This window comes from Streptomyces carminius (assembly GCF_002794255.1).
In the GTDB taxonomy this organism is placed as follows: domain Bacteria; phylum Actinomycetota; class Actinomycetes; order Streptomycetales; family Streptomycetaceae; genus Streptomyces; species Streptomyces carminius.
In genome coordinates, this window is the sequence record NZ_PGGW01000019.1 from 290453 (window position 1) to 312704 (window position 22252).

General features: G+C 74.5%; 19 protein-coding genes. 5 read left to right on the forward strand and 14 right to left on the reverse strand.

Annotation, left to right across the window (positions count from 1 at the left end):
• Nucleotides 1–4 precede the first annotated feature (4 nt).
• Together CUT44_RS07605 and CUT44_RS07610 are read right to left on the reverse strand one after the other, a co-directional pair.
• Entirely contained in the window at nt 5–310 is a 306-nt protein-coding gene (locus tag CUT44_RS07605; RefSeq protein WP_100201386.1) for a (2Fe-2S)-binding protein, read from the reverse strand.
• Between the two features lie 172 nt (nt 311–482).
• On the reverse strand, nt 483–1832 hold the full coding sequence (locus tag CUT44_RS07610) for a class II 3-deoxy-7-phosphoheptulonate synthase (RefSeq protein ID WP_100201387.1): 1350 nt from the start codon (nt 1830–1832) through the stop codon (nt 483–485).
• Between the two features lie 293 nt (nt 1833–2125).
• On the opposite strand from CUT44_RS07610, the gene CUT44_RS07615 reads away from it, so the two are divergent.
• Nucleotides 2126–4171 (forward strand): anthranilate synthase family protein, encoded by a 2046-nt coding sequence (locus CUT44_RS07615; RefSeq protein ID WP_100201388.1) that lies wholly within the window; start codon nt 2126–2128, stop codon nt 4169–4171.
• A 61-nt stretch (nt 4172–4232) separates the two neighbouring features.
• Here CUT44_RS07615 and CUT44_RS07620 read toward each other — a convergent pair whose 3' ends face one another.
• From CUT44_RS07620 to CUT44_RS07635, 4 genes are all read right to left on the reverse strand, one after another.
• Entirely contained in the window at nt 4233–5267 is a 1035-nt protein-coding gene (locus CUT44_RS07620) for an ATP-dependent 6-phosphofructokinase (RefSeq protein WP_100201389.1), read from the reverse strand.
• Nucleotides 5268–5429: 162 nt separating this feature from the next.
• On the reverse strand, nt 5430–6149 hold the full coding sequence (locus CUT44_RS07625) for a response regulator (protein WP_100201390.1): 720 nt from the start codon (nt 6147–6149) through the stop codon (nt 5430–5432).
• Nucleotides 6146–7399 (reverse strand): MacS family sensor histidine kinase, encoded by a 1254-nt coding sequence (macS, locus tag CUT44_RS07630; RefSeq protein ID WP_233221284.1) that lies wholly within the window; start codon nt 7397–7399, stop codon nt 6146–6148. The genes CUT44_RS07625 and macS overlap by 4 nt, the downstream gene beginning before the upstream one ends.
• Nucleotides 7400–7420: 21 nt before the next feature.
• A complete protein-coding gene (locus CUT44_RS07635; RefSeq protein WP_100201391.1) occupies nt 7421–8224 on the reverse strand; it encodes a lysophospholipid acyltransferase family protein in 804 nt (267 codons plus the stop codon).
• A 228-nt stretch (nt 8225–8452) separates the two neighbouring features.
• Between CUT44_RS07635 and CUT44_RS07640 the strand changes: the two genes are divergently transcribed.
• Both CUT44_RS07640 and CUT44_RS07645 read left to right on the forward strand, forming a co-directional pair.
• A complete protein-coding gene (locus CUT44_RS07640; RefSeq protein ID WP_100201392.1) occupies nt 8453–9223 on the forward strand; it encodes an alpha/beta hydrolase in 771 nt (256 codons plus the stop codon).
• Nucleotides 9210–9812 carry a hypothetical protein gene (locus tag CUT44_RS07645; protein WP_100201393.1) on the forward strand — a complete coding sequence of 201 codons (603 nt, stop codon included), beginning with the start codon at nt 9210–9212 and terminating at the stop codon, nt 9810–9812. Before CUT44_RS07640 ends, CUT44_RS07645 begins: the two co-directional genes overlap by 14 nt.
• A gap of 44 nt (nt 9813–9856) precedes the next feature.
• On the opposite strand, the gene CUT44_RS07650 is transcribed toward CUT44_RS07645, so the two are convergent.
• The 6 genes from CUT44_RS07650 to CUT44_RS07675 all read right to left on the reverse strand — a co-directional run bounded on the left by CUT44_RS07650 (nt 9857) and on the right by CUT44_RS07675 (nt 15039).
• Nucleotides 9857–10651 carry an endonuclease/exonuclease/phosphatase family protein gene (locus CUT44_RS07650; RefSeq protein ID WP_100201394.1) on the reverse strand — a complete coding sequence of 265 codons (795 nt, stop codon included), beginning with the start codon at nt 10649–10651 and terminating at the stop codon, nt 9857–9859.
• Nucleotides 10652–10711: 60 nt separating this feature from the next.
• Nucleotides 10712–11653, reverse strand: a complete 942-nt coding sequence (locus CUT44_RS07655) for an ROK family glucokinase (protein WP_100201395.1) — start codon at nt 11651–11653, stop codon at nt 10712–10714.
• A gap of 127 nt (nt 11654–11780) precedes the next feature.
• Nucleotides 11781–12302, reverse strand: a complete 522-nt coding sequence (locus CUT44_RS07660) for a DUF5304 family protein (protein ID WP_100201396.1) — start codon at nt 12300–12302, stop codon at nt 11781–11783.
• 176 nt (nt 12303–12478) lie between these two features.
• Nucleotides 12479–13699, reverse strand: coding sequence for an ArsA family ATPase (locus CUT44_RS07665; protein ID WP_100201448.1), 1221 nt, complete (start codon nt 13697–13699; stop codon nt 12479–12481).
• The gene (locus CUT44_RS07670) at nt 13696–14145 is read right to left on the reverse strand and encodes an SRPBCC family protein (protein ID WP_100201397.1); all 450 of its coding nucleotides are present in this window, start codon (nt 14143–14145) and stop codon (nt 13696–13698) included. The genes CUT44_RS07665 and CUT44_RS07670 overlap by 4 nt, the downstream gene beginning before the upstream one ends.
• 132 nt (nt 14146–14277) lie before the next feature.
• Nucleotides 14278–15039, reverse strand: a complete 762-nt coding sequence (locus CUT44_RS07675) for a metallophosphoesterase family protein (protein ID WP_100201449.1) — start codon at nt 15037–15039, stop codon at nt 14278–14280.
• Nucleotides 15040–15350: 311 nt separating this feature from the next.
• On the opposite strand from CUT44_RS07675, the gene CUT44_RS07680 reads away from it, so the two are divergent.
• Nucleotides 15351–17165, forward strand: a complete 1815-nt coding sequence (locus tag CUT44_RS07680; protein WP_100201398.1) for an AMP-dependent synthetase/ligase — start codon at nt 15351–15353, stop codon at nt 17163–17165.
• 520 nt (nt 17166–17685) lie between these two features.
• Here CUT44_RS07680 and CUT44_RS07685 read toward each other — a convergent pair.
• A complete protein-coding gene (locus CUT44_RS07685; RefSeq protein ID WP_100201399.1) occupies nt 17686–18603 on the reverse strand; it encodes a sulfurtransferase in 918 nt (305 codons plus the stop codon).
• Between the two features lie 1161 nt (nt 18604–19764).
• Nucleotides 19765–20922: a glycosyltransferase family 4 protein gene (locus CUT44_RS07695; protein ID WP_100201400.1), complete on the reverse strand. Its 1158-nt coding sequence runs from the start codon at nt 20920–20922 to the stop codon at nt 19765–19767.
• A 60-nt stretch (nt 20923–20982) separates the two neighbouring features.
• Between CUT44_RS07695 and CUT44_RS07700 the strand changes: the two genes are divergently transcribed.
• Nucleotides 20983–22245 carry a glycosyltransferase 87 family protein gene (locus CUT44_RS07700; RefSeq protein WP_100201401.1) on the forward strand — a complete coding sequence of 421 codons (1263 nt, stop codon included), beginning with the start codon at nt 20983–20985 and terminating at the stop codon, nt 22243–22245.
• Nucleotides 22246–22252: the final 7 nt, after the last annotated feature.

A 22252-nucleotide genomic window follows, 5' to 3' on the forward strand; every position in this document is an offset into this window, starting at 1 on the left:
CGCCTCAGGCCACCGCCGCGGACACGGGCAGGGGCGCGGGGGCCGGGGGCACGACGGGCCCGGCGGCCACGCCGGACGCCCCTCCGGGAACCGGAGCGGCGACACCGTCCCGCTCCTCCGCGGGAAGCCCGGCGCCCTCCCGCCGCGGGCACACACCGCGGCCCAGCAGTCCCTGGATGCGGCGCACACAGGAGCCGCAGTCGGTGCCCGCCCGGCTCGCCGAGGCGAGCAGGCGCGGAGTGCAGGCCCCGGCCGCCGCGTGCTCACGGACCTGCGCCTCCGTGATGCCGAAGCAGGAGCAGATGTACACGCGGCCACCTCCGCCGGTACAGGATCGGACCCCACCCCGCGTGGGTGAGGTAAACCTTACCTTAGCTGTGTACCGCTGTAGGTGGCAGCACCGTGGGGCGCGGATCGCTGTGATCCACGCCCCACGGTGTTCGGCGCGCCGTCCCGGGTGCGGCCCCGGGGCCGCGGTACCGCTACTGGTCCCGGTACATCTCCGCGACGAGGAACGCCAGGTCCAGCGACTGGCTGCGGTTCAGCCGCGGGTCGCAGGCGGTCTCGTAGCGCTGGTGCAGGTCGTCGACGAAGATCTCGTGGCCGCCGCCCACGCACTCGGTGACGTCGTCCCCGGTCAGCTCCACATGGATGCCGCCGGGGTGGGTGCCCAGGCCCTTGTGGACCTCGAAGAAGCCCTTCACCTCGTCCAGCACGTCGTCGAAGCGCCGCGTCTTGTGGCCGCTGGCGGCCTCGAAGGTGTTGCCGTGCATCGGGTCGCACACCCAGGCGACCTGGGCACCGGAGGCCGTGACCTTCTCCACCAGGGTGGGGAGCCGGTCGCGGACCTTGTCGGCCCCCATCCGGGTGATGAAGGTCAGCCGGCCCGGCTCGCGCTCCGGGTCCAGCCGCTCGATCAGCGTCAGGGCGTCCTCGGGGCTGGTGGACGGGCCGAGCTTGACCCCGATCGGGTTGCGGATGCGGGCGGCGAACTCGATGTGCGCGCCGTCCAGCTGCCGGGTGCGCTCGCCGATCCAGACCATGTGGCCGGAGACGTCGTACAGCCTGCCGGTACGGGAGTCCACCCGGGTCAGGGCGGACTCGTAGTCGAGGATCAGCGCCTCGTGCGAGGAGTAGAACTCGACGGCCTTGAACTCCTCCGGGTCCGCCCCGCAGGCGTTCATGAAGTTCATCGCCCGGTCGATCTCCCCGGCCAGCGCCTCGTAGCGCTGGCCGGAGGGGGAGTTCCGCACGAAGTCCTGGTTCCAGGCGTGCACCTGGCGCAGGTCGGCGTAGCCGCCGGTGGTGAAGGCGCGCACCAGGTTCAGTGTCGCGGAGGAGGCGTGGTACATGCGCTTGAGCCGCTGGGGGTCCGGGGTGCGGGCCTCGGGCGTGAACTCGAAGCCGTTCACCGAGTCACCGCGGTACGACGGCAGGGTGACCCCGTCCCGGGTCTCGGTCGGCTTCGAGCGCGGCTTGCTGTACTGGCCGGCGATCCGGCCCACCTTGACCACGGGAACGGACCCGGCGTAGGTCAGGACGGCCCCCATCTGGAGCAGCGTCTTGAGCTTGTTCCTGATCTGCTCCGCGGAGACGGCGTCGAACGCCTCGGCGCAGTCTCCGCCCTGGAGCAGGAACGCCTCACCGCGGGCCACGGAGGCCATCCGGTCCCGCAGCTGGTCGCACTCGCCCGCGAAGACGAGCGGGGGATAGGACTCGAGCTCGGCGATCACGTCGCGCAGGGCCTCGGGGTCCGGCCAGTCGGGCTGCTGCGCCGCGGGCAGGTCTCGCCAGGTGTTCACACCGGCGTCGGGATTGGCGTTCACGGTCACACCCCCAGACTACGGGCTGGGCCCCGGCGGCCCGGCCACTGCTCGCTTGGTGAGACGGAGACCACCGGGACCCGGGGTCCTCGGGTAGGGTGCGGGGCATGTTCGCGCAGACGGCCGTGACGGCCGCGTCCTGGTGGTGGCCCGCTTCTCCGGCGGCCCGCTGACGGCGCGTACCCACGACCCGCGCAATCGACGAAGAGGCCGCCCGAGGGGCGGCCTCCGTCATGTCCGCCGGCATCCCCGGCGCGCGGACCGTTCCTCCCGGTGCCTCCCGGCAGGAAGGAACGCCCCGCATGCACACCCCCGACACCCCTGACACCCCTGACACCCCCGGCGCCCCGGACACCCGGCGGGATCCGGGCACCCCGCAGGCCGCCGCGGTGCTGGAGCGGCTGCTGGCCGAGGACTGCCCGCCCTTCGCCCTGCTGCTCAGACGCACCCCCGGACGGACCGCCGGAAGCACCGGGGCCGCCGGAAACGCCGAAGGTACCGTCGAGGTGCTCGTCGGCCCGGTCACCGAGGTGGAACTGCTGGCCGGCATCCCCGTCGGCGAGCGGCCCACCCTGGCCCTGGTGCCGTTCCGGCAGATCCGCGAGCGCGGTTTCGAGGTGACCGACGACGGCACCCCGCTGTCCGTACTGGTGCCCGACGAGACGTACGAGCTGCCCCTGGACGCGGTGCTGGACGCGCTCCCCCGGCATCCGGTACGCGTCACCGGCGGCGGCTTCGACATCGGTGACGAGGCGTACGAGGAGATCGTCCGCCGGGTCGTCGAGGACGAGATCGGCACCGGCGAGGGCGCCAACTTCGTCATCCGCCGCACCTACCGGGGGGTGATCGAGGACTACGGCCGCGCCGACGCGCTGGCGCTGTTCCGGCGGCTGCTGGCCGGGGAGCGCGGGGCCTACTGGACGTACGTCGTCCACACCGGGGAGCGGACGCTGGTGGGCGCCAGCCCCGAGGTCCACGTCCGCGTGAGCGGCGGAACCGTGGTGATGAACCCGATCAGCGGCACCTACCGCTATCCCCCGCAGGGCCCCTCGGTGGCGGGCCTGCTGGACTTCCTCGGCGACCGCAAGGAGACCGAGGAACTGTCGATGGTCGTCGACGAGGAACTGAAGATGATGTGCACCGTCGGTGACATGGGCGGGGTGGTGGTCGGGCCGCGGCTGCGGGAGATGGCCCATCTGGCGCACACCGAGTACGAACTGCGCGGCCGCAGCACTCTGGACGTGCGCGAGGTGCTGCGCGAGACGATGTTCGCCGCGACCGTCACCGGCAGCCCGGTGGAGAACGCCTGCCGGGTCATCGGCCGCCACGAGAGGGACGGACGCGGCTACTACGCGGGCGCGCTGGCCCTGCTCGGCCGCGACGGGAACGGACAGCAGACACTGGACTCCCCCATCCTCATCCGCACCGCCGACATCGACACGGCCACCGGGGCCCTGCGGGTGCCGGTGGGCGCCACGCTGGTGCGCGCCTCCGACCCGGCGGGCGAGGTCGCCGAGACCCATGCCAAGGCGGCCGGGGTGCTGACCGCGCTGGGCGTGCGCGCCGCTCCGGCACACCCGGCGGAACGGTCCGGGCGGGCGGGGGCGGCGGTACGGCCGCGGCTGGCGGACGACCCCCGGGTGCGCGCCGCCCTCGACTCCCGGCGCGCCGGCCTCGCCCCGTTCTGGCTGCGGATGCGCACCCCCGCCGAGTCGCCCGCCGCACCGCCCGCCGGACACGGCCCCGGCCGGGACGAGGCGCTGGTCGTGGACGGCGAGGACACCTTCACCTCGATGCTGGCCCACCTGCTGCGCTCCACCGGTCTGACCGTGACGGTGCGGCGGTACGACGAACCGGGGCTGTACGAGGCGGCGCTCGGCCATCCGGGTCCGGTCGTGCTCGGCCCCGGCCCCGGCGATCCGCGTGACACCGCCGACCCCAGGATGCGGCTGCTGCGCTCGCTCGCCGCCGGGCTGCTCCGCGACCACCGGCACGGACTGCTCGGCGTCTGCCTGGGGCACGAGCTGATCGCGGCGGAACTGGGCCTGCCGCTGGTCCGCAGGGACCGGCCGTACCAGGGCGCGCAGGAGCGGATCGACCTGTTCGGGACGGTGCGGACCGTCGGCTTCTACAACTCCTACACCGCCCGCTGCGAGGAGGCGGCGGCCCGGGCGCTGACCGCGCGCGGTGTGGCGCTGAGCCGCGACCCCGGCAGCGGGGACGTCCACGCGCTGCGCGGTCCCCGCTTCGCGGGCGTGCAGTTCCATCCGGAGTCGGTGCTGACCCTCCAGGGCTCGGTGATCGTGGCGGAGCTGCTGGCGGCGGCCGGCCCGCGGGAGCCGGTCTGAGCGGACCGGCCCCGGCCCCCGCGGCCGTGCCCCGCCCGGGGCACGGCCGCGGGCCGGCCGGTCAGCCGAAGAAGACGCTCGCCTCCTCGTACAGCGCCGGATCGACCGTCTTCAGCGTGGAGGTCGCCGCGGCCAGCCGCACCCGGGTGATCCGGGTGCCCTGCAGGGCGATCATCGAGCCCCAGTCGCCCTGGTGCACCGCGTCGATGGCGTGCAGCCCGAAGCGGGTGGCCAGCCAGCGGTCGAACGGGCTGGGCGAGCCGCCGCGCTGGATGTAGCCGAGCACGGTGGTGCGGGCCTCCTTGCCGGTGCGACGCTCGATCTCCCGGCCGAGCCACTCGCCCACCCCGGAGAGCCGGTCGCGGGGGCCGCCGTCCGGCGGCGGGGTGACGCCGTGCAGGGCGATCTCGCCGCTGTCGGGCAGCGCGCTGTCGGCGATGACGACGATCGGGGCGTAGGTGGCCTTGAAGCGGGACTCGACCCACTCGCACACCTGCGCCACGCCGAAGGGCCGCTCGGGGATCAGGATGCAGTTGGCCCCGCCCGCCAGCCCCGCGTGCAGGGCGATCCATCCCGCGCTGCGTCCCATCACCTCGACCACGAGCACCCGCTTGTGGGACTCGGCGGTGGTGTGCAGCCGGTCGATGGTCTCGGTGGCCACCCCGACGGCGGTGTCGAAGCCGACGGTGTAGTCGGTCAGGGGGATGTCGTTGTCGATGGTCTTGGGGACGCCCACCAGGGGGACGCCGTGGTCGTCGGCGAGCCGGGCGGCGGCGGTGAGCGTGGCCGTCCCGCCGGCCACGATCAGCGCGTCCACCCGGTGCCGGGCGAGGGTGCCGAGCATCCGGTCGAGCCCGTCGTCCGCCCGGAAGGGGTCGGTGCGCGAGGAGCCGAGGATCGTGCCGCCGCGGGGCAGGGTGCCGCGCACCGCGGGGATGTCGAGCGGCACCGTCTCGTCCCGCAGCACACCGCGCCAGCCGTCGCGGAAACCGATGAACTCGTCGCCGTACTCCTGCACCCCCTTGCGGACGATCGCGCGCAGCATCGCGTTGAGCCCGGGGCAGTCACTGCCGCCGGTCAGCACTCCGACCCGCATGAGATTCCCTTCTCCGCCTGGATTCCGGTTCCGGCCCGAGCCGGTGTCTCCCGCCGGTTTCCCGCAACCGACGTCTCACACCGGCTGTTCGCCGCGCGGATCACGCTAGCGGGGCGCGGGCCGGGGGGCGGCACGGAACGCCGGGCGGCGGCGAGACGCCGGTCAGGCGTCGTCCAGGCCGCGCTCTATCGCGTAGCGCACCAGCTCCACCCGGTTGTGGAGCTGGAGCTTGCCGAGGGTGTTCTGCACGTGGTTCTGCACGGTGCGGTGCGAGATGACCAGCCGCTCGGCGATCTGCTTGTACGACAGCCCCTTGGCGACCAGGCGCAGCACCTCGGTCTCCCGGTCGGTCAGCCGCGGCGCGGCCGGCTCGTCGGGCCCGCGGGACCGTCCGGAGGGGTGCTCGCCGGCCAGCCGCCGGTACTCGCCCAGCACCAGCCCGGCCAGCCCCGGGGTGAACACCGGGTCCCCGGCGGCCGTCCGGCGCACCGCGTCCAGCAGTTCCCCGGTGCTGGCCGACTTCACCAGATAGCCGGTGGCCCCGGACTTCACCGCCTCCAGCACGTCCGCGTGCTCGCCGCTGGCGGAGAGCACCAGCACCCGGGGCGCGGCGGCGGTGCCGGTCCCGGAACCGGAGCCGACGAGTTGCCGGCACACCTCCACCCCCGGCAGTCCCGGCAGGTTGAGGTCGAGGACCAGCACGTCCGGCCCGGTCACCTTCGCCCGGCGCACCGCCTGGGGGCCGTCCCCGGCCGTGGCCACCACCTCGAAACCGGCCTCGGACAGATCGCGGGCGACCGCGTCCCGCCACATCGGATGGTCGTCGACGACCATGACCCGCACCGGCCGGCCGTCCCGTGACTCACTGGATTCGCCGCTCATCCCCTGGGCACCCTCAGCTCGACTTCCGTTCCCTGTCCCGGCACCGACACCCACTCCGCGCTGCCGCCCAGCTCCCGCAGCCGGCCGCGGATGGACAGCGCCACCCCCAGCCGGCCCTCGGCCTCGGCGGCCGCCAGCCGGCCGGGCGGGATGCCGGGGCCGTCGTCCCGCACGGTCACCACCACCGCGTCCGGCTCGTCCTCCAGCAGGATCCAGGCCCGGGCCTCCTCCCCGGACGGTCCCCGCGCGTGCGCGCGCACGTTGTCCAGGGCGGCGCCGACCGCCGCCGCCAGTTCCCCGGCCGCCGCGGCGGGCAGCGGCACCGGTGCGCCCGGTTCCGCGAAGGACACCCGGGGGCCGGAGCAGGCGGCCAGCAGCGGCCGTACGTCACGGGTCCCGGTACCGTCCGCGCCCGCGTCGTCCCCGCCGGTGCCGGTGCCGGTGCCGGAGAGCGCCGCACCGGGGGAGGCCGCACCGGCGGAAACGCCGGCCCCCGCCGCGGCGGGGACGGCCGCGCCGCGGGGCGCGGGGACCCCCGGCGCCACTCCGCCGGCGACCAGGGAGCGCAGCGCGGCCTCCTGCTCCCCGGCCATCCGCCCCAGCTCGGCCGCCTCGCCGCCGACGGCGGCGCCCCGGCGCTGCACCATGGCCAGCACCTGGAGCACGCTGTCGTGGATGTCGCGGGCCAGCCGCTCCCGCTCCCGGGTGGCGGCCTCGATCCGCAGCGCCCGGGCCAGGGTCCGCTCACTGGCCCGGGCCACCTCGGCGACATAGCCGATGGCGACGCTGGCGATGCACACCAGCAGCACGTTGTGCACGGTGTCCTCGGCGAGGCCGCCCACCGTCACGTTGGCGGCGCCGACCAGTACCGAGGCACCGGCCGCCCAGCGCCAGCCGTTCCTGATGGCGAAGCCGAGCACCGCGCCGGCCGTCCAGATGGTCGGCAGGGTGGGACCGCCCGCCTCGATGCGCTCGGCGGTGTCCACCACCGGGGTCAGCAGGATCCCGGTGAGGGCGACGGAGAGGTCGGCCGCCAGGAAGGGCAGCGTGCAGCGCTCGGCGGAGGAGACCCGGCGGACGGTCGCGAGCGTCCACAGGACGAGAAGGGCCAGATAGGCACCCGCGCCGAAGGGGTGGGCGTACTCGTCGTACGCGTAGGCGTACAGCGCCAGCGCGTACCCCATGGTGAGCACCCGGTAGCCGGTCAGCGCGCTCCACAGCGGCTGCTCCACCGACATCCTCGCGGTCATCGAACCCCCGTTCCCGCGGCCTCAGGCCGCCCTGTCCGCCCCGCCCGGCGCGTCACGCCCCTCCGGCCCGGCCTCCGGTGCCCGCCCGGACGCCCCGGACCCGCCGGGGTCCGGGGTCTTTCCCGCCTTCTCGGCCTTCTCCCGCTCCGCGATGAGCCGCTTGGCGGCCGTCGCGTACATGTCCACATACTCCTGGCCGGAGAGCTTCATGATCTTGTACATGACCTCGTCGGTCAGGGAGCGCAGTACGAAGCGGTCGCCCTCCATCCCCCGGTAGCGGCTGAAGTCGAGCGGCCTGCCGATCCGGATGCCGGGCCGCATCAGCTTCGGGACGACCTTGCCCGGCGGCTGGATCTTCTCGGTGTCGATCATCGCGACCGGGAGGACCGGCGCCCCGGTGGCCAGCGCGACCCGGGCCAGACCGCCCGGCTTGCCGCGGTAGAGGCGCCCGTCCGGGGAGCGGGTGCCCTCCGGGTAGATGCCGAACAGCTCACCGCGCTCCAGCACCTGGATACCGCTCCTGATCGCCGCCTCGCCCGCGCCGCGCACCCCCGAACGATCCACCGGCAACTGCCCGGCGCCCCTGAAGAACGCGGCCGTCAGCCTGCCCCTGAGTCCCGGCGTGGTGAAGTACTCGGCCTTGGCGATGAAGGTGACCTTGCGGTCCAGGACCGCGGGCAGGAAGAAGGAGTCGCTGAACGACAGATGATTGCTCGCCAGAATGGCAGGCCCTTCGGCCGGGACGTTCTCCAGACCCTCCGCCCAGGGGCGGAAGGCGAGCTTGAGCCCGTTTCCGACGGAGATCTTCATGACGCCGTACAACAACCGGGGAACCTCCTGTATCCGACGGACAGACCATATCCCGCCCCCGCCGTTCCGCCCCGTCGCTTCGCCGGGCCGTTCCGGTTCCCGCCCGCGCCGTCCGGCCTACCCGGTCACCCGGCGCGCGCGTAGGGTGGCAGCACTCCCGCCCGTCACCCCGTCCGCTCCGGCGGGGTGCGCCGAGGCGGTCTCCCGAACCGTCCACCGATGCGTCCACGAACGGAGATCGCGGTGCCTCTGCTTCCCGGTGCCGAACCACTGCGCCACGACGGCGGTGAGGTCGGTGTCCTGCTGTGCCACGGCTTCACCGGCTGCCCGCAGTCGATGCGCCCCTGGGCCGAGTACCTGGCCGAACGGGGCCTGACCGTCTCACTGCCGCTGCTGCCCGGCCACGGCACGCGCTGGCAGGACCTGGCGGTCACCGCCTGGCAGGACTGGTACGCGGCGGTGGAGACGGAGCTGCGCCTGCTGCGCGGGCGCTGCGAGCGGGTCTTCGTCTGCGGTCTGTCGATGGGCGGGGCACTGGCGCTGCGGCTGGCCGCCCGGCACGGCGACGCGGTCGACGGGGCCGTGGTGGTCAACCCCGCGGTGACCCTGCCCAGGACCCAGGGGTACCTGCTGCCCTTCCTGCGCCATCTGGTGCCCACCGCGCCGGGCATTGCCAGCGACATCGCCAGGGAGGGTGTGGTGGAGGTCGGCTACGACCGGGTGCCGCTGCACTCCGCCCACTCCCTGTGGGACCTCTTCCGGGTGGTGCGCGGTGAACTGCACCGGGTCACCCAGCCACTGCTGGTGCTGCACAGCCGGGTCGACCACGTCGTGCCGCCGTCGGACTCCGCGCTGGTGCTGGAGCGGGTCTCCTCCCGCGATGTGACGGAGACGGTCCTGGAGCGCAGCTACCACGTGGCCACCCTGGACCACGACGCGGAGCGGATCTTCGCGGACTCGTACGGATTCATCACCCGTCTCACAGCGAGGAAGACGGCACGTGACGGAGCGTGATCAGGGTCGCGGCGAGGGTCCCGAGCCCCTGGACGAGGAGGAGGCCTGGGCCCGGATCGTGGCCGCCTACGGTGAGGAGCCCGCCGATCCGCCGCCGGACGTCCTGCCCCTGGAGCAGGGACCCGGCGAGGACCGGGAAGACGGTACGGAGCACGGGGAACACCGGGAAGAGGACGGTCGCGGGGACGGCGGCGGGGACGACAGCGGCGGCGACCGCGGCGGGGACGGTGCGGCCGGCGACCCTCCGGTGCGCAGCCTCACCGTGTACGCGGCGGGTTCGGGGCCGCGCGACTGGAGCCCCGCGGAACCCCCCGGCGGCGCTCCCGGCGAGGACGGCGAGGGCCACTTCGTACCGCCCGAGCCCCCGCCGCTCCCCAAGGGGGACACCGTCTCCAGGTTCGCCTGGCTGGCGGTGCTGGGCGGCCCGCTGCTGCTGGTGCTCACCGTCCTGTTCCAGCAGGAGGTGACCTGGTGGATCACCACCCTGGGCGTCGGCGGCTTCCTGGGCGGCTTCGCCACCCTGGTGACGCGGATGCGCGACGACGAGGACGACGGCTTCGACGACCCCGGGCGCGGCGCCGTGGTGTGACCGGCCGGCGGTACGGCCGCGGGGCCGCGGGAGCACCGCGGGCCTCAGCCCGTACGGCCGCCCGTGCCGCCCGGGTCCGCGGGGACGCGCAGGGCGGCCAGGACCGGCAGGTGGTCGGTGGCCGCCCGCAGATCCGCGGCGCCGACCCCCGCGAGTCCGGCGGGCACCCCGCAGCCCAGCACCTCGACCGCTCCGGTGGCCAGCACGGCGTCGATGCGCTTGCGCGGCGCGCTCGCGGACCAGGTGAGCTCACCGCCCCAGGGCGCGGTGGCCCAGCCGTCCCGGAGGGTCCCGGCCAGCCGGCGGAAGGCCCGGCCGTCCGGCTCGTCGTTGAGGTCCCCGGCCACCACCCCGGCCAACGACCCGGCGTCCGCGCCCATGTCCGCCAGCCGGTCCAGGACCAGGCCGGCCTGGGCGTACCGCTCCTCCTCGGCCAGACTGAGATGGCAGCAGACCACCGCCAGCCGGGCGGCCCGCCCGAAGCGCAGCACCGCCGTCGCCAGTCCTCGGCGGTGCAGTCCGGGGGTGCGCGGCAGCAGGACGTCCTCACTGCGCTCCACCGTGGCGCGCAGTGAGGACAGGATCATCGGTCCGGTGGCGGTCGCCCCGCCGGTGACGTACACCAGGCCCGTCGCCCTGGCGAGCCGGGACGCGTGCTTGCGCCACCGGAAGAAGCGGGGGGCCTCCTGGACGCAGACGACATCGGGGGCGCAGGCCCGGACGACCCGGGCCAGCGCCCCCGTGTCGTCGCGCAGGGAGCGGACGTTGTAGCTGAGCAGCCGGACCACGGCCGAGCCGTCGGGCTCGGTGCGGGAGGCGGGCAGGTCGTCGAGCGTCATGGTCCGGCGTCCTCCGTGTCCTCCGCGTGTCCCCGGCGCTCTCTCCCCGGCCCGCCGGGCTCAGCCCTGGCGGGCCAGGTCGGCCGCGCCCACCAGCCCGGCCCGGCCGCCGAGCTGGGCGGCGAGCACCTGGGCGTGCGGCCGCCACTGCCCGCCCACCAGCCAGCGGCGGAAGGACTTGCGGATCGGCTCCAGGACGAGGTCCCCCTCGTCCGAGACGCCGCCGCCGACGATGAACGCGGACGGGTCGAACAGGGAGGCCAGGTCGGCCAGGCCCGCGCCCGCCCAGCGGGCCAGCTCCCGGAAGGAGTCGACGGCCACCGGGCAGCCCTGCCGGGCGGCCTGGCTGATGTGCCGCCCCTCGATGCCCGCGGGGGTGCCGTCGCCCAGGCCGAGCAGGATCTCCGCGCTGTCGGGGGTGGCGGCGGCGCGCTGCCGGGCGTAGCGGACCAGTGCGCGGCCCGAGGCGTACTGCTCCCAGCAGCCCTGGCTGCCGCAGCCGCACAGCAGACCGTCGGGGACGACCCTGACGTGGCCGAACTCCGCCGCGACGCCGAAGCGCCCGCGGTGCAGCTTCCCGCCGATGATGATGCCACCGCCCAGTCCGGTGCCCAGGGTGATGCACACGACGTCGTCATGGCCCTGGCCCGCGCCGAAGCGGTACTCCCCCCAGGCGGCGGCGTTGGCGTCGTTCTCCACGACGACCGGCAGGTGGACGCGCTGCTCGACCTTGTCCTTGAGCGCCTCGCTCCGCCAGTTGATGTTCGGCGCGAAGAGCACGGTGGCCCGCTTGTCGTCCACGTAACCGGCCGCGCCGATGCCGACGGCCTCGATCTCGTGCCCGGTGCTGACGGTGCGGACCGCCTCCGCTATGGCGTCGATGACGCCCTCGGCGGTGGACGGGGTGGGCACCTTGCTGATTTCGAGGATCGTGCCCTCTTCGTCGACCACGCCGGCCGCGATCTTCGTACCGCCGATGTCGACGCCGATGGTGAGTCCCATGTGTCCCTCAGTTACTCGGTCGATCCCCGCTGTGCACACCGTACCGGAGGGCGGGGTATCGGAACGGACCGGATCAGGGCCCGGACCGGCCCGGACGTGGGCCCGGCCGGGCGGATGCGGCGGATACTCAGTCGAGATCGATCCGCTCGGACCCCGCGGGGCCGTCCTCCCCGCCGTCCCCGTCGCCCCCGCGACCCCGGCCCCGGTCCGTGTCCCGGTCCTCGCCGCCGGTCCCCTCCGGGCCGGTCCGCTCCAGGTCGATCCGCTCGCGGTCCGTGCCGGGGCTGGTCCAACGGCGCTCCTGGTCCTCGACGGCGGCGCGGTAGGCGGCCAGCAGCTCACCCCCCGCGGCGGCGAGGTGGTCGAAGACCCGCGGGTTCCGCTCGACGACGGGCTCCACCGCCGCCCTGGCCTGCGTCACGAACTGCTGGACCACCCCGCGGGCCACCGGCCCGCCGAGTTCGGTGAGCTTCCCGGTGACCGCGTCGGCGAGGCGGCGCAGCTCCTCGGCCGCGCTGCCGGGCGGGGTCCCGTACCGTTCGCGGCGGCGTGCCCGCTCGGCCGCGAGGTCCTCCTCGCAGGCGGCGGCCCAGGCCTCGGGATCGGCGTCGGGATCGGCGCCGGCGGGGCGCTCGGTGGCATCGCTCATGGCGGGCTCCTGGGGCGGTGGATCGCGGTGGGACCGTGCGGGACCGGAGAACCGGGGCCCGTCCGCGGCCGTCCACGGCGGACGGGCTCTTTCCCCCGACGTTACCCGAACGCCCACCCGCCGTTGAGTGCCACGAGCCCTCCCGCCGGTACGCGCCCGGCACGGCCCGGCGCGGCTCAGTCCTCTCCGGGCCACAGCCCGGGCTCGGGCTCGAAGCGCACCGCCAGCTCACCGCCGGACAGCCGGGCCCCTGCCACCGTGCAGCGGCGCAGCACGGCGGGCAGCGGCAGCGCCCGGCGGAACGGCCCGGTGGTGACGATCACCTCGTCCCCGCGCCGCACCAGCGTCAGGGACTTCTTCACGGCACCGGGCAGCGGCAGCCGCCACACGAGCACCCCGTCGCCGGCCAGCCGGTCCTCCACCGTCCACGGCTCGCGGACGGCCCGGTCCGCCGCCCCCGGTTCCCCGGCGCCCCGGAGCGGGTCGGGGAGGATCCGCCCACCCAGCCCGTCGAGGTCCTCCGGACCGGCCGGGTCCCGCCCCAGGTGCGGCAGCTCGCACACGGCCGCGCCGTCGGCCGGGCACTCGTCCAGCAGGGTCTTGAGCGCCTCCTGCTGCCGGGCCGCCAGGGAGGCGAGCCAGGAGTCGGACGAGGTGGCGGGCAGCAGCCGGTTGGCGACCACCGCGTCCACGGCCAGACCGTGCAGCGCCAGTCCGGCCCGGACGGCACGCAGCGCCCGGACGGCCGCCGGTCCCGGGTCGGTGACCAGCCGGACGGCCGTCTCCGGCGCGGTGATCACCTCCTGGACGGCGGCCAGCTCGCGGTCCAGCCGCCCGGCGGCCTCGTACAGCGACCGCGCGGGCATCGGTACCCCGGCGAGCTGGGCCAGGACCGGGCGCAGCGCGCGGGCGGCCTGCCGCTCGGGCGGCAGCAGCCGCCGCAGCCACCGCCGCAGTTGCTCCGGCGCCGCCAGCGTCCGTACGGCCTGCTCGGCGGGCGGCATGTCGACCACGACCAGGTCGTACCCGGCGGTCGGGTGTCCGGGGGTGTGCGCGGCGCGCACCGCGCCCAGCAGGGCGAGGGCATCGGCGCCGGGCGGTTCGGCCAGCTCGTCGTCGTCCAGCGGTTCGGCGCCCAGCAGGTCCAGGGCGGTGCGGGACCGCTCCTGGAGCGCCGCGGCGCGCAGCCGGAAGTCGGCCCCGGAGTCGATCCGGACGACCCGCGGGCCGGCCTCCGGGCCGAGCAGCCCGTCCAGCACCCCGGGGTCCTCGTCGCTCAGCAGCAGTGTGCGCCGGCCGCGCCGGGCCGCCGCCAGCGCGGTGGCGGCGGCGACGGTGGTGCGGCCGCTCCCCCCGCCGCCGGTGACCAGGAGGGTGTGCGTACGGTCGGCGCTCAGGGCGTGCCACCGCTCTCGACACGCTTCTTCAGGCCGTCCAGGGCCCGGTCGATGATGACCTTCTCGGCCTTGCGCTTGATCATCCCGAGCATGGGGATCTTCACGTCCACGGTGAGCTGGTAGGTCACCTCGGTGCGGCCGCCGCCGTCCAGGGGCCGCAGGCTGTACACGCCGTCCAGGGCGCGCAGCATCTGCGACCGCACCAGGGACCAGCGGACCTCGTGGGGGCCGGCCCACTCGTAGGCGAGGGTGTGCTCGTCCCTGATCGCCCCCGCGTCGAGCAGCAGCCGGACCTGCTCGGCGCGGCCCCGGTCGTCGGTGGAGAGCACCTCGGCCTCCTTGACCTCGCCGGTCCACTCCGGGTAGCGGGCGAAGTCGGCGATCACTTCCATCACCTCGGCCGGTGCCGCCTCGACGATGATGCTCGACCTGGTGTGTTCGGCCATCCCTGTGGCTCCTCCGCTTGCTGCGCTCGCCCCGCGGTCGGCTGCCCTCCGCGAGGCCGTCTGCGGGGGAAGGCTACCGCGCGCGGCCGGGCGTTCCGTCCGCCCCCGCCCTCCCGCGCACGCCCCGGCACGTCACCATTCCAGCACCCACGGCCTGCCGGTGGCGGCGAAGTGGCCGACGTTGACGCACTCGGTGCGTCCGATCCGGATGCGCCGCGCCAGCGGCTGGTGCACATGGCCGAAGAGGGCGTACCGGGGGCGCACCGCGCGGACCGCCTCCAGCAGCGCCTCGCTGCCCCGCTCGAAGCGGCGGGCGACGGTGTCGTAGCACAGCTCGGGCACCTGCGGGGGGATGTGCGAGCACAGCACGTCCACCTCGCCGAGCGCGGCGACCTTCGCGGCGTAGGCCTCCTCGTCCACCTCGTAGGGGGTGCGCATCGGCGAGGGCAGCCCGCCGCCGACGAAGCCGAAGCGCCACCCGCCGATGTCGGCGGTCCGCCCGTCCAGGACGGTGGTGCCCTCCGCCGCGTACTCGGGCCACAGCCGGGGGACGTCGACGTTGCCGTAGGTGGCGTAGGTGGGCGTGGGGAAGGCGGCGAACAGCTCGGCGTACTGGCGGCGCACCGCCTCCTCCAGGGCGGCGCCCCGGTCGATGCCGTCCCAGAGCCGGGCCGTCAGCTCGCGGGCCTCGGCGAAGCGGCGTGCGGTGCGCAGCTCGACGTACCGCCGGGTGTTCTCGGCGCCGAACAGGTCGGCGAAGATGCCGCGCCCGTGGTCGGCGTAGTCGACGAACAGGACGAGATCGCCCAGGCAGACCAGCGCGTCCGCGCCCTCACCGGCTGCGGCCAGGTCCCGGCTGTTGCCGTGCACATCGCTCACCACGTGGACTCGCATGGCGCCCACCCTAAGGCGCCGGGAGGCGGCTCCGGCCTGCTGTCCTCGCGTGCCCACCGGCATGCACCGAGTGCCCGCGCAACCGCCGGACCTGCGGCGATCTCCCGGCTGTCGGGTATGTGGACTACGCTGCCGTACGACAGAACCGTGGTGTGTGACGCACCGAACATATCGCCGCCGCCCCTACCCCAAGCCCTGTACCGGTGGGTAACGTCCGTGGCCGTCCCCTCAAGACTCCCCCGTCTTGGGCCAGAGCCGACCGAGGCCGTCACCCGGCGGTCCCGTGACGGCGCCGTCGAGGAGCATCAGTCTTGCGCGAGTTCAGCCTTCCGGCCCTGTACGAGGTTCCCGCGGACGGAAACCTGACCGATCTCGTCCGCCGCAACGCCGTGCAGCATCCGGACGTCCCCGTCATCGCACGCAAGGCCCCCTCGAAGGACCCCTCCGGCGGCAGCCGCTGGGAGGACCTGACCGCGTCGGAGTTCCTCGCGGAGGTGCGGACGGTGGCCAGGGGCCTGATCGCCGCGGGTGTCCGGCCCGGCGACCGGATCGGCCTGATGTCGCGCACCCGCTACGAGTGGACGCTGCTGGACTTCGCGGTGTGGAGCGCGGGCGCGGTGACCGTGCCGATCTACGAGACCAGCTCGCCCGAGCAGATCGAGTGGATCCTCGGCGACTCCGGGGCCGTCGGCTGCGTCGTCGAGACCGGCGCCCACGCCGCCGCGGTGGAGTCGGTGCGCGAGCGGCTGCCGGGCCTGGCGCATCTGTGGACCGTCGACGACGGCGCGGTGCAGAAGCTGGCCGACTCCGGCACGGAGATCACCGACGCGGTCCTGGAGGAGCACTCCTCCGCCGCCGACGCCGACTCCCCCGCCACCATCGTCTACACCTCCGGCACCACCGGCCGCCCCAAGGGCTGCGTGCTGTCCCACCGCGCCTTCTTCGCGGACTGCGGCAACGTGGTGGAGCGGCTGAAGCCGCTGTTCACGACCGGCGAGGGCTCGGTCCTGCTGTTCCTGCCCGTCGCCCACGTCTTCGGCCGCATGGTGCAGATCGCCTCCGTGATGGCGCCGATCCGGCTCGGTCTGAGCCCCGACGTCAAGCAGCTCACCGAGGACCTGGCCGGCTTCCGCCCGACGCTGATCCTGGGCGTGCCCCGGGTCTTCGAGAAGGTCTACAACTCGGCGCGGGCCAAGGCGCAGGCGGAGGGCAAGGGGAAGATCTTCGACCGGGCCGCGGAGACCGCGATCGCCTACAGCCGCGCACTGGACACCCCCTCGGGCCCCTCCCTGGGGCTGCGGCTGAAGCACCGGCTGTTCGACAGACTCGTCTACCGGAAACTGCGCGCGGTGCTCGGCGGCCGGGCCACCCACGCCATCTCCGGCGGCGCCCCGCTGGGCGAGCGGCTGGGGCACTTCTACCGCGGCATCGGCTTCACCGTGCTGGAGGGCTACGGGCTCACCGAGTCCTGCGCGCCGACCGCCTTCAACCCGTACGACCGGCCGAAGATCGGCACCGTCGGCCAGCCGCTGCCGGGCTCGGCCGTCCGCATCGCCGACGACGGCGAGGTACTGCTGCGCGGCGAGCACCTGTTCAGCGGCTACTGGAACAACGAGGCCGCCACCGCCGAGGCGATGGCGGACGGCTGGTTCCACACCGGCGACATCGGCACCCTCGACGCGGACGGCTACCTCGCCATCACCGGCCGCAAGAAGGAGATCCTGGTGACGGCGGGCGGCAAGAACGTCGCCCCGGCCGTCATCGAGGACCGCATCCGGGCCCACGCCCTGGTCGCCGAGTGCATGGTGGTGGGCGACGGACGTCCGTTCGTCGCCGCGCTGATCACCCTGGACGAGGAGTTCCTGCACGGCTGGGCCGCCAAGCACGGCAAGTCGGGGCTGTCACGGGACGAACTGCTCGCCGACCCCGAGCTGCTGGCCACCGTGCAGCAGGCGGTGGACGACGGCAACGCGGCGGTCTCCCGGGCGGAGTCGGTCCGCCGGTTCCGGCTGCTGCCGGCCCAGTTCACCGAGGAGTCGGGGCACCTGACGCCCTCGCTGAAGCTCAAGCGTGCTGTGGTCGCCAGGGACTTCGCGCCGGAGATCGAAGCGCTGTACGCGAAGTAGCGGGGGGTTCACGGGGTGCGGTTTCCGTGGGTGCCGGGGTCGGGGCCGGTCCGGGGCGGCCATTCCGGACGGTACGATTTACGGCCGTTGACGTGCCATGTTTCCTTGCCCGCTCATTGGCCGCAAATCGTACTTGAGTGTCCGGAACGGCCGCCCCTCCCCGTCCCCTCCCGCCCGTCGCCGAGTGCACCCCGTCGCACCCGAGGTCCCCGCACACACTCCCCGCCCGCGTAGAGCCGGACGGCCACCGTCCGGCACGCCTCCCGCGCACGGAAGCAGCGCATCACTCCCGGCCTCCAGCCGGAGGCGCGATACGCACCTCCCCCGCACGCGGGAACGGCCGGGGCCGCACGGGTACCGGGCGCCCCTCCGGCAGGCCTGGGACGGAGCCGGACGAGGACGGGAGCGAGAAGGAGTGACCTGTCGAGCGCATGTGCCCTGGCTCAGGTCCGTGCGGAGTTCCGAAGCGCAGGCTGTCGAAAGCACCCTTCTCACCTGCCTGTCGTGAACGGCGGCGAGCTCAAGCGGTCAGGTGGCGGGGAACGGTGGGGTTGTCCGGGTCGCTCAGCCACTCCATCAGGCCGCCGTCGTAGACGCTCACCTTCGTGTGTCCGGCGTCCACCAGGCACAGCGCGACCAGCGGGGCGTTGAGCCCGGAGTTGCAGTACACGATTGCCGGGTGGTCGGCGGGGATGTGCTCCAGGAGCCGCCGGCGGTCGGGACGGGGGCGCAGGACCGGGGAGCCGGGCCAGTTGATCGACGGGTAGGGCAGGGTGTCGGTACCGGGTTGGCCCAGGGAGGGGAACGGCACGTCGAGGCTGCCGGGCAGGCTGGTGGACATGACCCGGGCGGCGCCGGGCGGAAGGACGGACACGTCGTCGGGAAGTTCGGGGACGGCGTTGACCAGACTCGCGCCGCCCGGGCTGGTGACGGCGTCGAGGACTTGGCCGCGGTCGGCCCACATGTCCGTCCTGGGGCGGGCGGTGAAGACGGCGGGGGCGGGCGTGACCTCGCCGGAGGTGACGGGGCGACGCTCGGCCGTCCACTTGCGCAGGCCACCGTCGAGGAGCGCGACCCGTTCGTGCCCGGCGGCCTTGAGGATCCACCACAGTCGAGCCGCGTTCTGCCCGAACTCGTTGTCGTGGACGACGACGGTCGTGCTGTCGCCGACACCCAGGCGCCCGAAGACCTCGGCCGCACGCCCGGAGCCGGGGCGGGTGATGCCGAACGGGCTGCCGGGTTCGACGACGTCCTGGACCAGGTCGGCGAACACGGCACCGGGGATGTGGGCGCGCTGGTAGGCGTCGCGCATCGGGCGCAGGTGCGGGGCGTCGGGCGCCAGCAGTACCGATGCGTCGAGGACGCGGAGGGCGGGGTCGTCCAGACGGGCGGCGAGCCAGTCGGTGGTAACCAGCGGGCTCGGGGTTTCGACAGCCATGGAGCCACATCAGCACAGGCGGACAGTCCGGGCACGTTGGCTTGCCGAAACAGCAAGCGCACGGCTCCTGGCAGGTCATGTGTCGCGCGGTCATGGGCGGACCGCCGGCAAAGGGCGGCAACCGACGCGCCCAGCGAACCCGTGCGATCCGGGGGTTCGCGGCGACCCGAATCCGATCGGATTCGCTGGTGACTGCCGACAGGGTCCGGCCCTCCGTCCGGAAGACGCCCTCCGGTATGGCGAACCTGGTCTGCAAGCGGGTCCGGAACGACCGGCAGAACCTCGTCCTGGACGAGGCCGGGGTCCAGGATCCGGTCGTCTTCGAGGAGGACTCGGGCACTTCCGGCCGCCCCCGCCCTCTCCGGCGCCCGAAGTTCCGCGCACCCCTCGGCTACGCACGGCCGGGTGACACCGTCCACCTCTCCGAGACGTTCGCCTCGTACGCGGCACCGGGAACATCCTCGACGTCCCCCACCGCGACCAGGCAGTGCCGCCCATCCACGACGGCGCGTTCTCCGCGACGGACCTCACCGCTCGCCACCCGCGCGCCGGCGAGCCGCTGTCCACCGTGAAGTCCATGGTCCTGCCCGACCACACCGCCATCGAGAATGACGCCACGGCCCAGGAGCTGCCGGTCACCCTCGACGTGCCGGGCCGGCTCGCCGGTTTCCTCCGCACCACCGGGCTGGAGCCGACCGAACGGGCCGCACTCGACCAGGGGATCCCCGTGATCCCGGCCCGCCGGGAGTACGGGAACCTCGCCGGCACCCCCGCGCCGAAGCGCTGTACCGATGTTCCCCGAGGCCGGTGTCCGGGGAAGTGGTTCCTGGGCGGGGGCGGCCGGGTGGGTCGTCGGCGCACCGCTGGTGGGCGGGAGCCTTTGCCGGTGCTCCGGGCCCGACGGCCCTTCACGGACGGGCCGGGGCAGCACAGGACTCGACCCGCGGACGGGCGACGGGCGGGAGGGGACGGGGAGGGGCGGCCGTTCCGGACACTCAAGTACGATTTGCGGCCAATGAGCGGGCAAGGAAACGTGGCACGGCAACGGCCGTAAATCGTACCGTCCGGAATGGTCGCCCCGGACCGGCCCCGACCCCAGCACCCACCCAACCCGCACCCGCACCCGCGAACCCCGTGCAAGGCCGCAAGGCCGCAAGGCCGCTACAGCAGTTCCCGCAGCCGCCCGGCCAGCAGGTCCCAGCGCCAGCGCTCCTCGACCCACGCCCGGCCGCGCTCACCCATCCGGCGGCGCAGCTCCGGGTCCCCCAGCAGCGTGACGATCCGCTCGGCCGTCTCCCGCTCGGCCTCACCGCCCCCGGCCCCGCCACGCACCACCCAGCCGGTCTCACCGTCCAGCACGGCGTCGGGTGCGCCCCCGGAGTCGCCCGCGACGACCGGCAGGCCGGTCGCCGACGCCTCCAGGTAGACGATCCCCAGCCCCTCCACGTCGAGCCCGCCCCGGCGGGTGCGGCAGGGCATGGCGAAGACGTCGCCCGCGCCGTGGTGCGCAGGGAGCTCCTCCCAGGGGACCGGCCCGGTGAAGCGCACCGAGCCGGCGACGCCGGTGGCCTCCGCCAGCTTCCGCAGCGTCTCCCCGTACGGTCCGCCGCCGACGATCAGCAGCACCGCGTCGGGCACCTCGGCCAGCACCCGGGGCATGGCGCGGATCAGGGTGTCCTGCCCCTTGCGCGGCACCAGCCGCGACACGCACACCACCACCGGCCGGTCCGCCAGCCCGAGCCGGGCGCGTACGGCGTGACCGCCGGAGCCGGGGTGGAAGGTCTTCTCGTCGACGCCGGGCGGCAGATGGACCATCCGGGACGCCGCCTGTTCGGTGAGCGCGGCGGCGATCCGTGAGCGGGTGTACTCGCCGAGGTAGGTGAGGGTGTCGGTGCCCTCACCGATGCGGCGCAGCAGTCGCCGGGCGGCGGGCAGCCCGGCCCAGCCGGCCTCGTGGCCGTGGGTGGTGGCCACCAGCCGTTCCGCGCCCGCCCGGCGCAGCGCGGGCGCCATCAGGCCGAGCGGTGCCGCCGCCCCGAACCACACCGAGCCGCAGCCGTGTTCGCGCAGCAGCTCCACCGCGCGGCGCGTCACGTGCGGGGTGGGGAGCAGCATGGTGGTGCGGTCGCGCACGACGGTGAAGGGCTGCGCGGCGTCGAAGCGGGCGGTCGCCTCGGCGCCCTCGTGTCCCCGCTTCCAGGTGGAGGCGTAGACCACGACCCGCTCGGGGTCCAGCCGCAGCGCCATGCTGTGCAGGAACGCCTGGATGCCGCCGGGGCGGGGCGGGAAGTCGTTGGTGACGATCAGGGTCTTGTGCATCGCCGCCGACAGTACCCGGCACCCGCCGGGGGCCGTGTCCCCACCCGGTACGGTCGGTCCATGCGCCTCTCCCTCGCGGCCTGGGCCGCCACCCGGACCGTGCTGCTCCTGTGCGTGTTCAAGGTGATCACGGTGCCGGGACCGGACGTCACCAGCGACGTGTCGGTGATCTACCACGGCTGGTACGAGGTGCTGCGCACCGGCTCCTTCCCGGTGGGCGACGTCACCTGGCAGTACCCGCCCGCCGCCGCGCTGGCGATCCTCTCCCCCGCGCTGCTGCCCTTCCTGGCCTATCCGGCGGCCTTCTACACGCTGGTCTGCGCCGCCGACGCGGCGGTGTTCGCGATGCTGCTGTACGCCTCCCGCCGGGCCCCCGGGCGCGGGCGCGGCCGTGCCGGGGTGTGGGTGTGGGTGGCCGGGGTGCCGCTGCTGGGTCCGACCGTGTACGCCCGCTACGACCTGATGGTCACCGCCGTCGCGGTGGCCGCGCTGCTGGCCCTGTCCCGCAGCCCGCGCGCGGCCGGGGCGCTGGCGGCCTTCGGCGCGCTGCTGAAGGTGTGGCCCGCGCTGCTGCTGGCGGGCACCCCGCGTGGGCGGACCACCCGGGTGGCGTGGGGCGCGGCCGTGGTGACGGGGCTGGTGCTGACCGCCCTCTTCGCCGCCGCCATGCCCGGAGCGCTGGACTTCCTCACCCATCAGCGCGACCGGGGCACCGAGGTGGAGTCGGTGGGCGCCCTGGTCCTCCACGTGGCCCGGCACTTCGGCTGGGAGGGGCAGGTGCTGCTGAACTACGGGTCGGTGGAGTTCCTGGGCCCGCATGTGGAGACGGTGAGCACCGTGGCGCTGGTGTGCTCGGCCGCCGCGTTCGGCTGGCTGCTGCTGTGGCGGCTGCGCGCGGTGGAGTGGACCGCGAGCACCGCTGCGGACGCCGCGTTCGCCGCGGTGCTGCTGTTCACCGTCACCAGCCGGGTGATCAGCCCGCAGTACATGGTCTGGCTGGTGGGCCTGGCGGCGGTGTGCGCGGTGCTGCGCACCGGCCGCCAGGGGCTGCCCGCGCTGCTGGTGGTGGTGGCGACCGGGGTGACGCTGCTGGAGTTCCCGGTGTACTTCGGGAACGTGGTGGCGAGCGACGCACTGGGGGTGACGCTGCTGGTGCTGCGCAACGGGCTGCTGCTGACCGCCGCGGTACTGGCGTGCGCCCGGCTGTGGCGCACCACGGTGACCGAGCCCCGGCTGCGGGCCGCGGCCGGCCGGGACGGGGACGGCGGCACCGGGGAGGCCGCGGGCCGGGAGCGGGCGGAGGACCGGCTGCTGTCCCGGTGACCCGCCG

Coding starts and splice junctions, on each gene's coding strand:
- CUT44_RS07615 (WP_100201388.1), top strand. CDS start 2,126: ATGCACACCCCCGACACCCCTGACACCCCTGACACCCCCGGCGCCCCG.
- CUT44_RS07620 (WP_100201389.1), bottom strand. CDS start 5,267: ATGCGGGTCGGAGTGCTGACCGGCGGCAGTGACTGCCCCGGGCTCAAC.
- CUT44_RS07625 (WP_100201390.1), bottom strand. CDS start 6,149: ATGAGCGGCGAATCCAGTGAGTCACGGGACGGCCGGCCGGTGCGGGTC.
- macS (WP_233221284.1), bottom strand. CDS start 7,399: ATGACCGCGAGGATGTCGGTGGAGCAGCCGCTGTGGAGCGCGCTGACC.
- CUT44_RS07650 (WP_100201394.1), bottom strand. CDS start 10,651: ATGACGCTCGACGACCTGCCCGCCTCCCGCACCGAGCCCGACGGCTCG.
- CUT44_RS07655 (WP_100201395.1), bottom strand. CDS start 11,653: ATGGGACTCACCATCGGCGTCGACATCGGCGGTACGAAGATCGCGGCC.
- CUT44_RS07660 (WP_100201396.1), bottom strand. CDS start 12,302: ATGAGCGATGCCACCGAGCGCCCCGCCGGCGCCGATCCCGACGCCGAT.
- CUT44_RS07670 (WP_100201397.1), bottom strand. CDS start 14,145: ATGGCCGAACACACCAGGTCGAGCATCATCGTCGAGGCGGCACCGGCC.
- CUT44_RS07675 (WP_100201449.1), bottom strand. CDS start 15,039: ATGCGAGTCCACGTGGTGAGCGATGTGCACGGCAACAGCCGGGACCTG.
- CUT44_RS07685 (WP_100201399.1), bottom strand. CDS start 18,603: ATGGCTGTCGAAACCCCGAGCCCGCTGGTTACCACCGACTGGCTCGCC.
- CUT44_RS07695 (WP_100201400.1), bottom strand. CDS start 20,922: ATGCACAAGACCCTGATCGTCACCAACGACTTCCCGCCCCGCCCCGGC.
- CUT44_RS07700 (WP_100201401.1), top strand. CDS start 20,983: ATGCGCCTCTCCCTCGCGGCCTGGGCCGCCACCCGGACCGTGCTGCTC.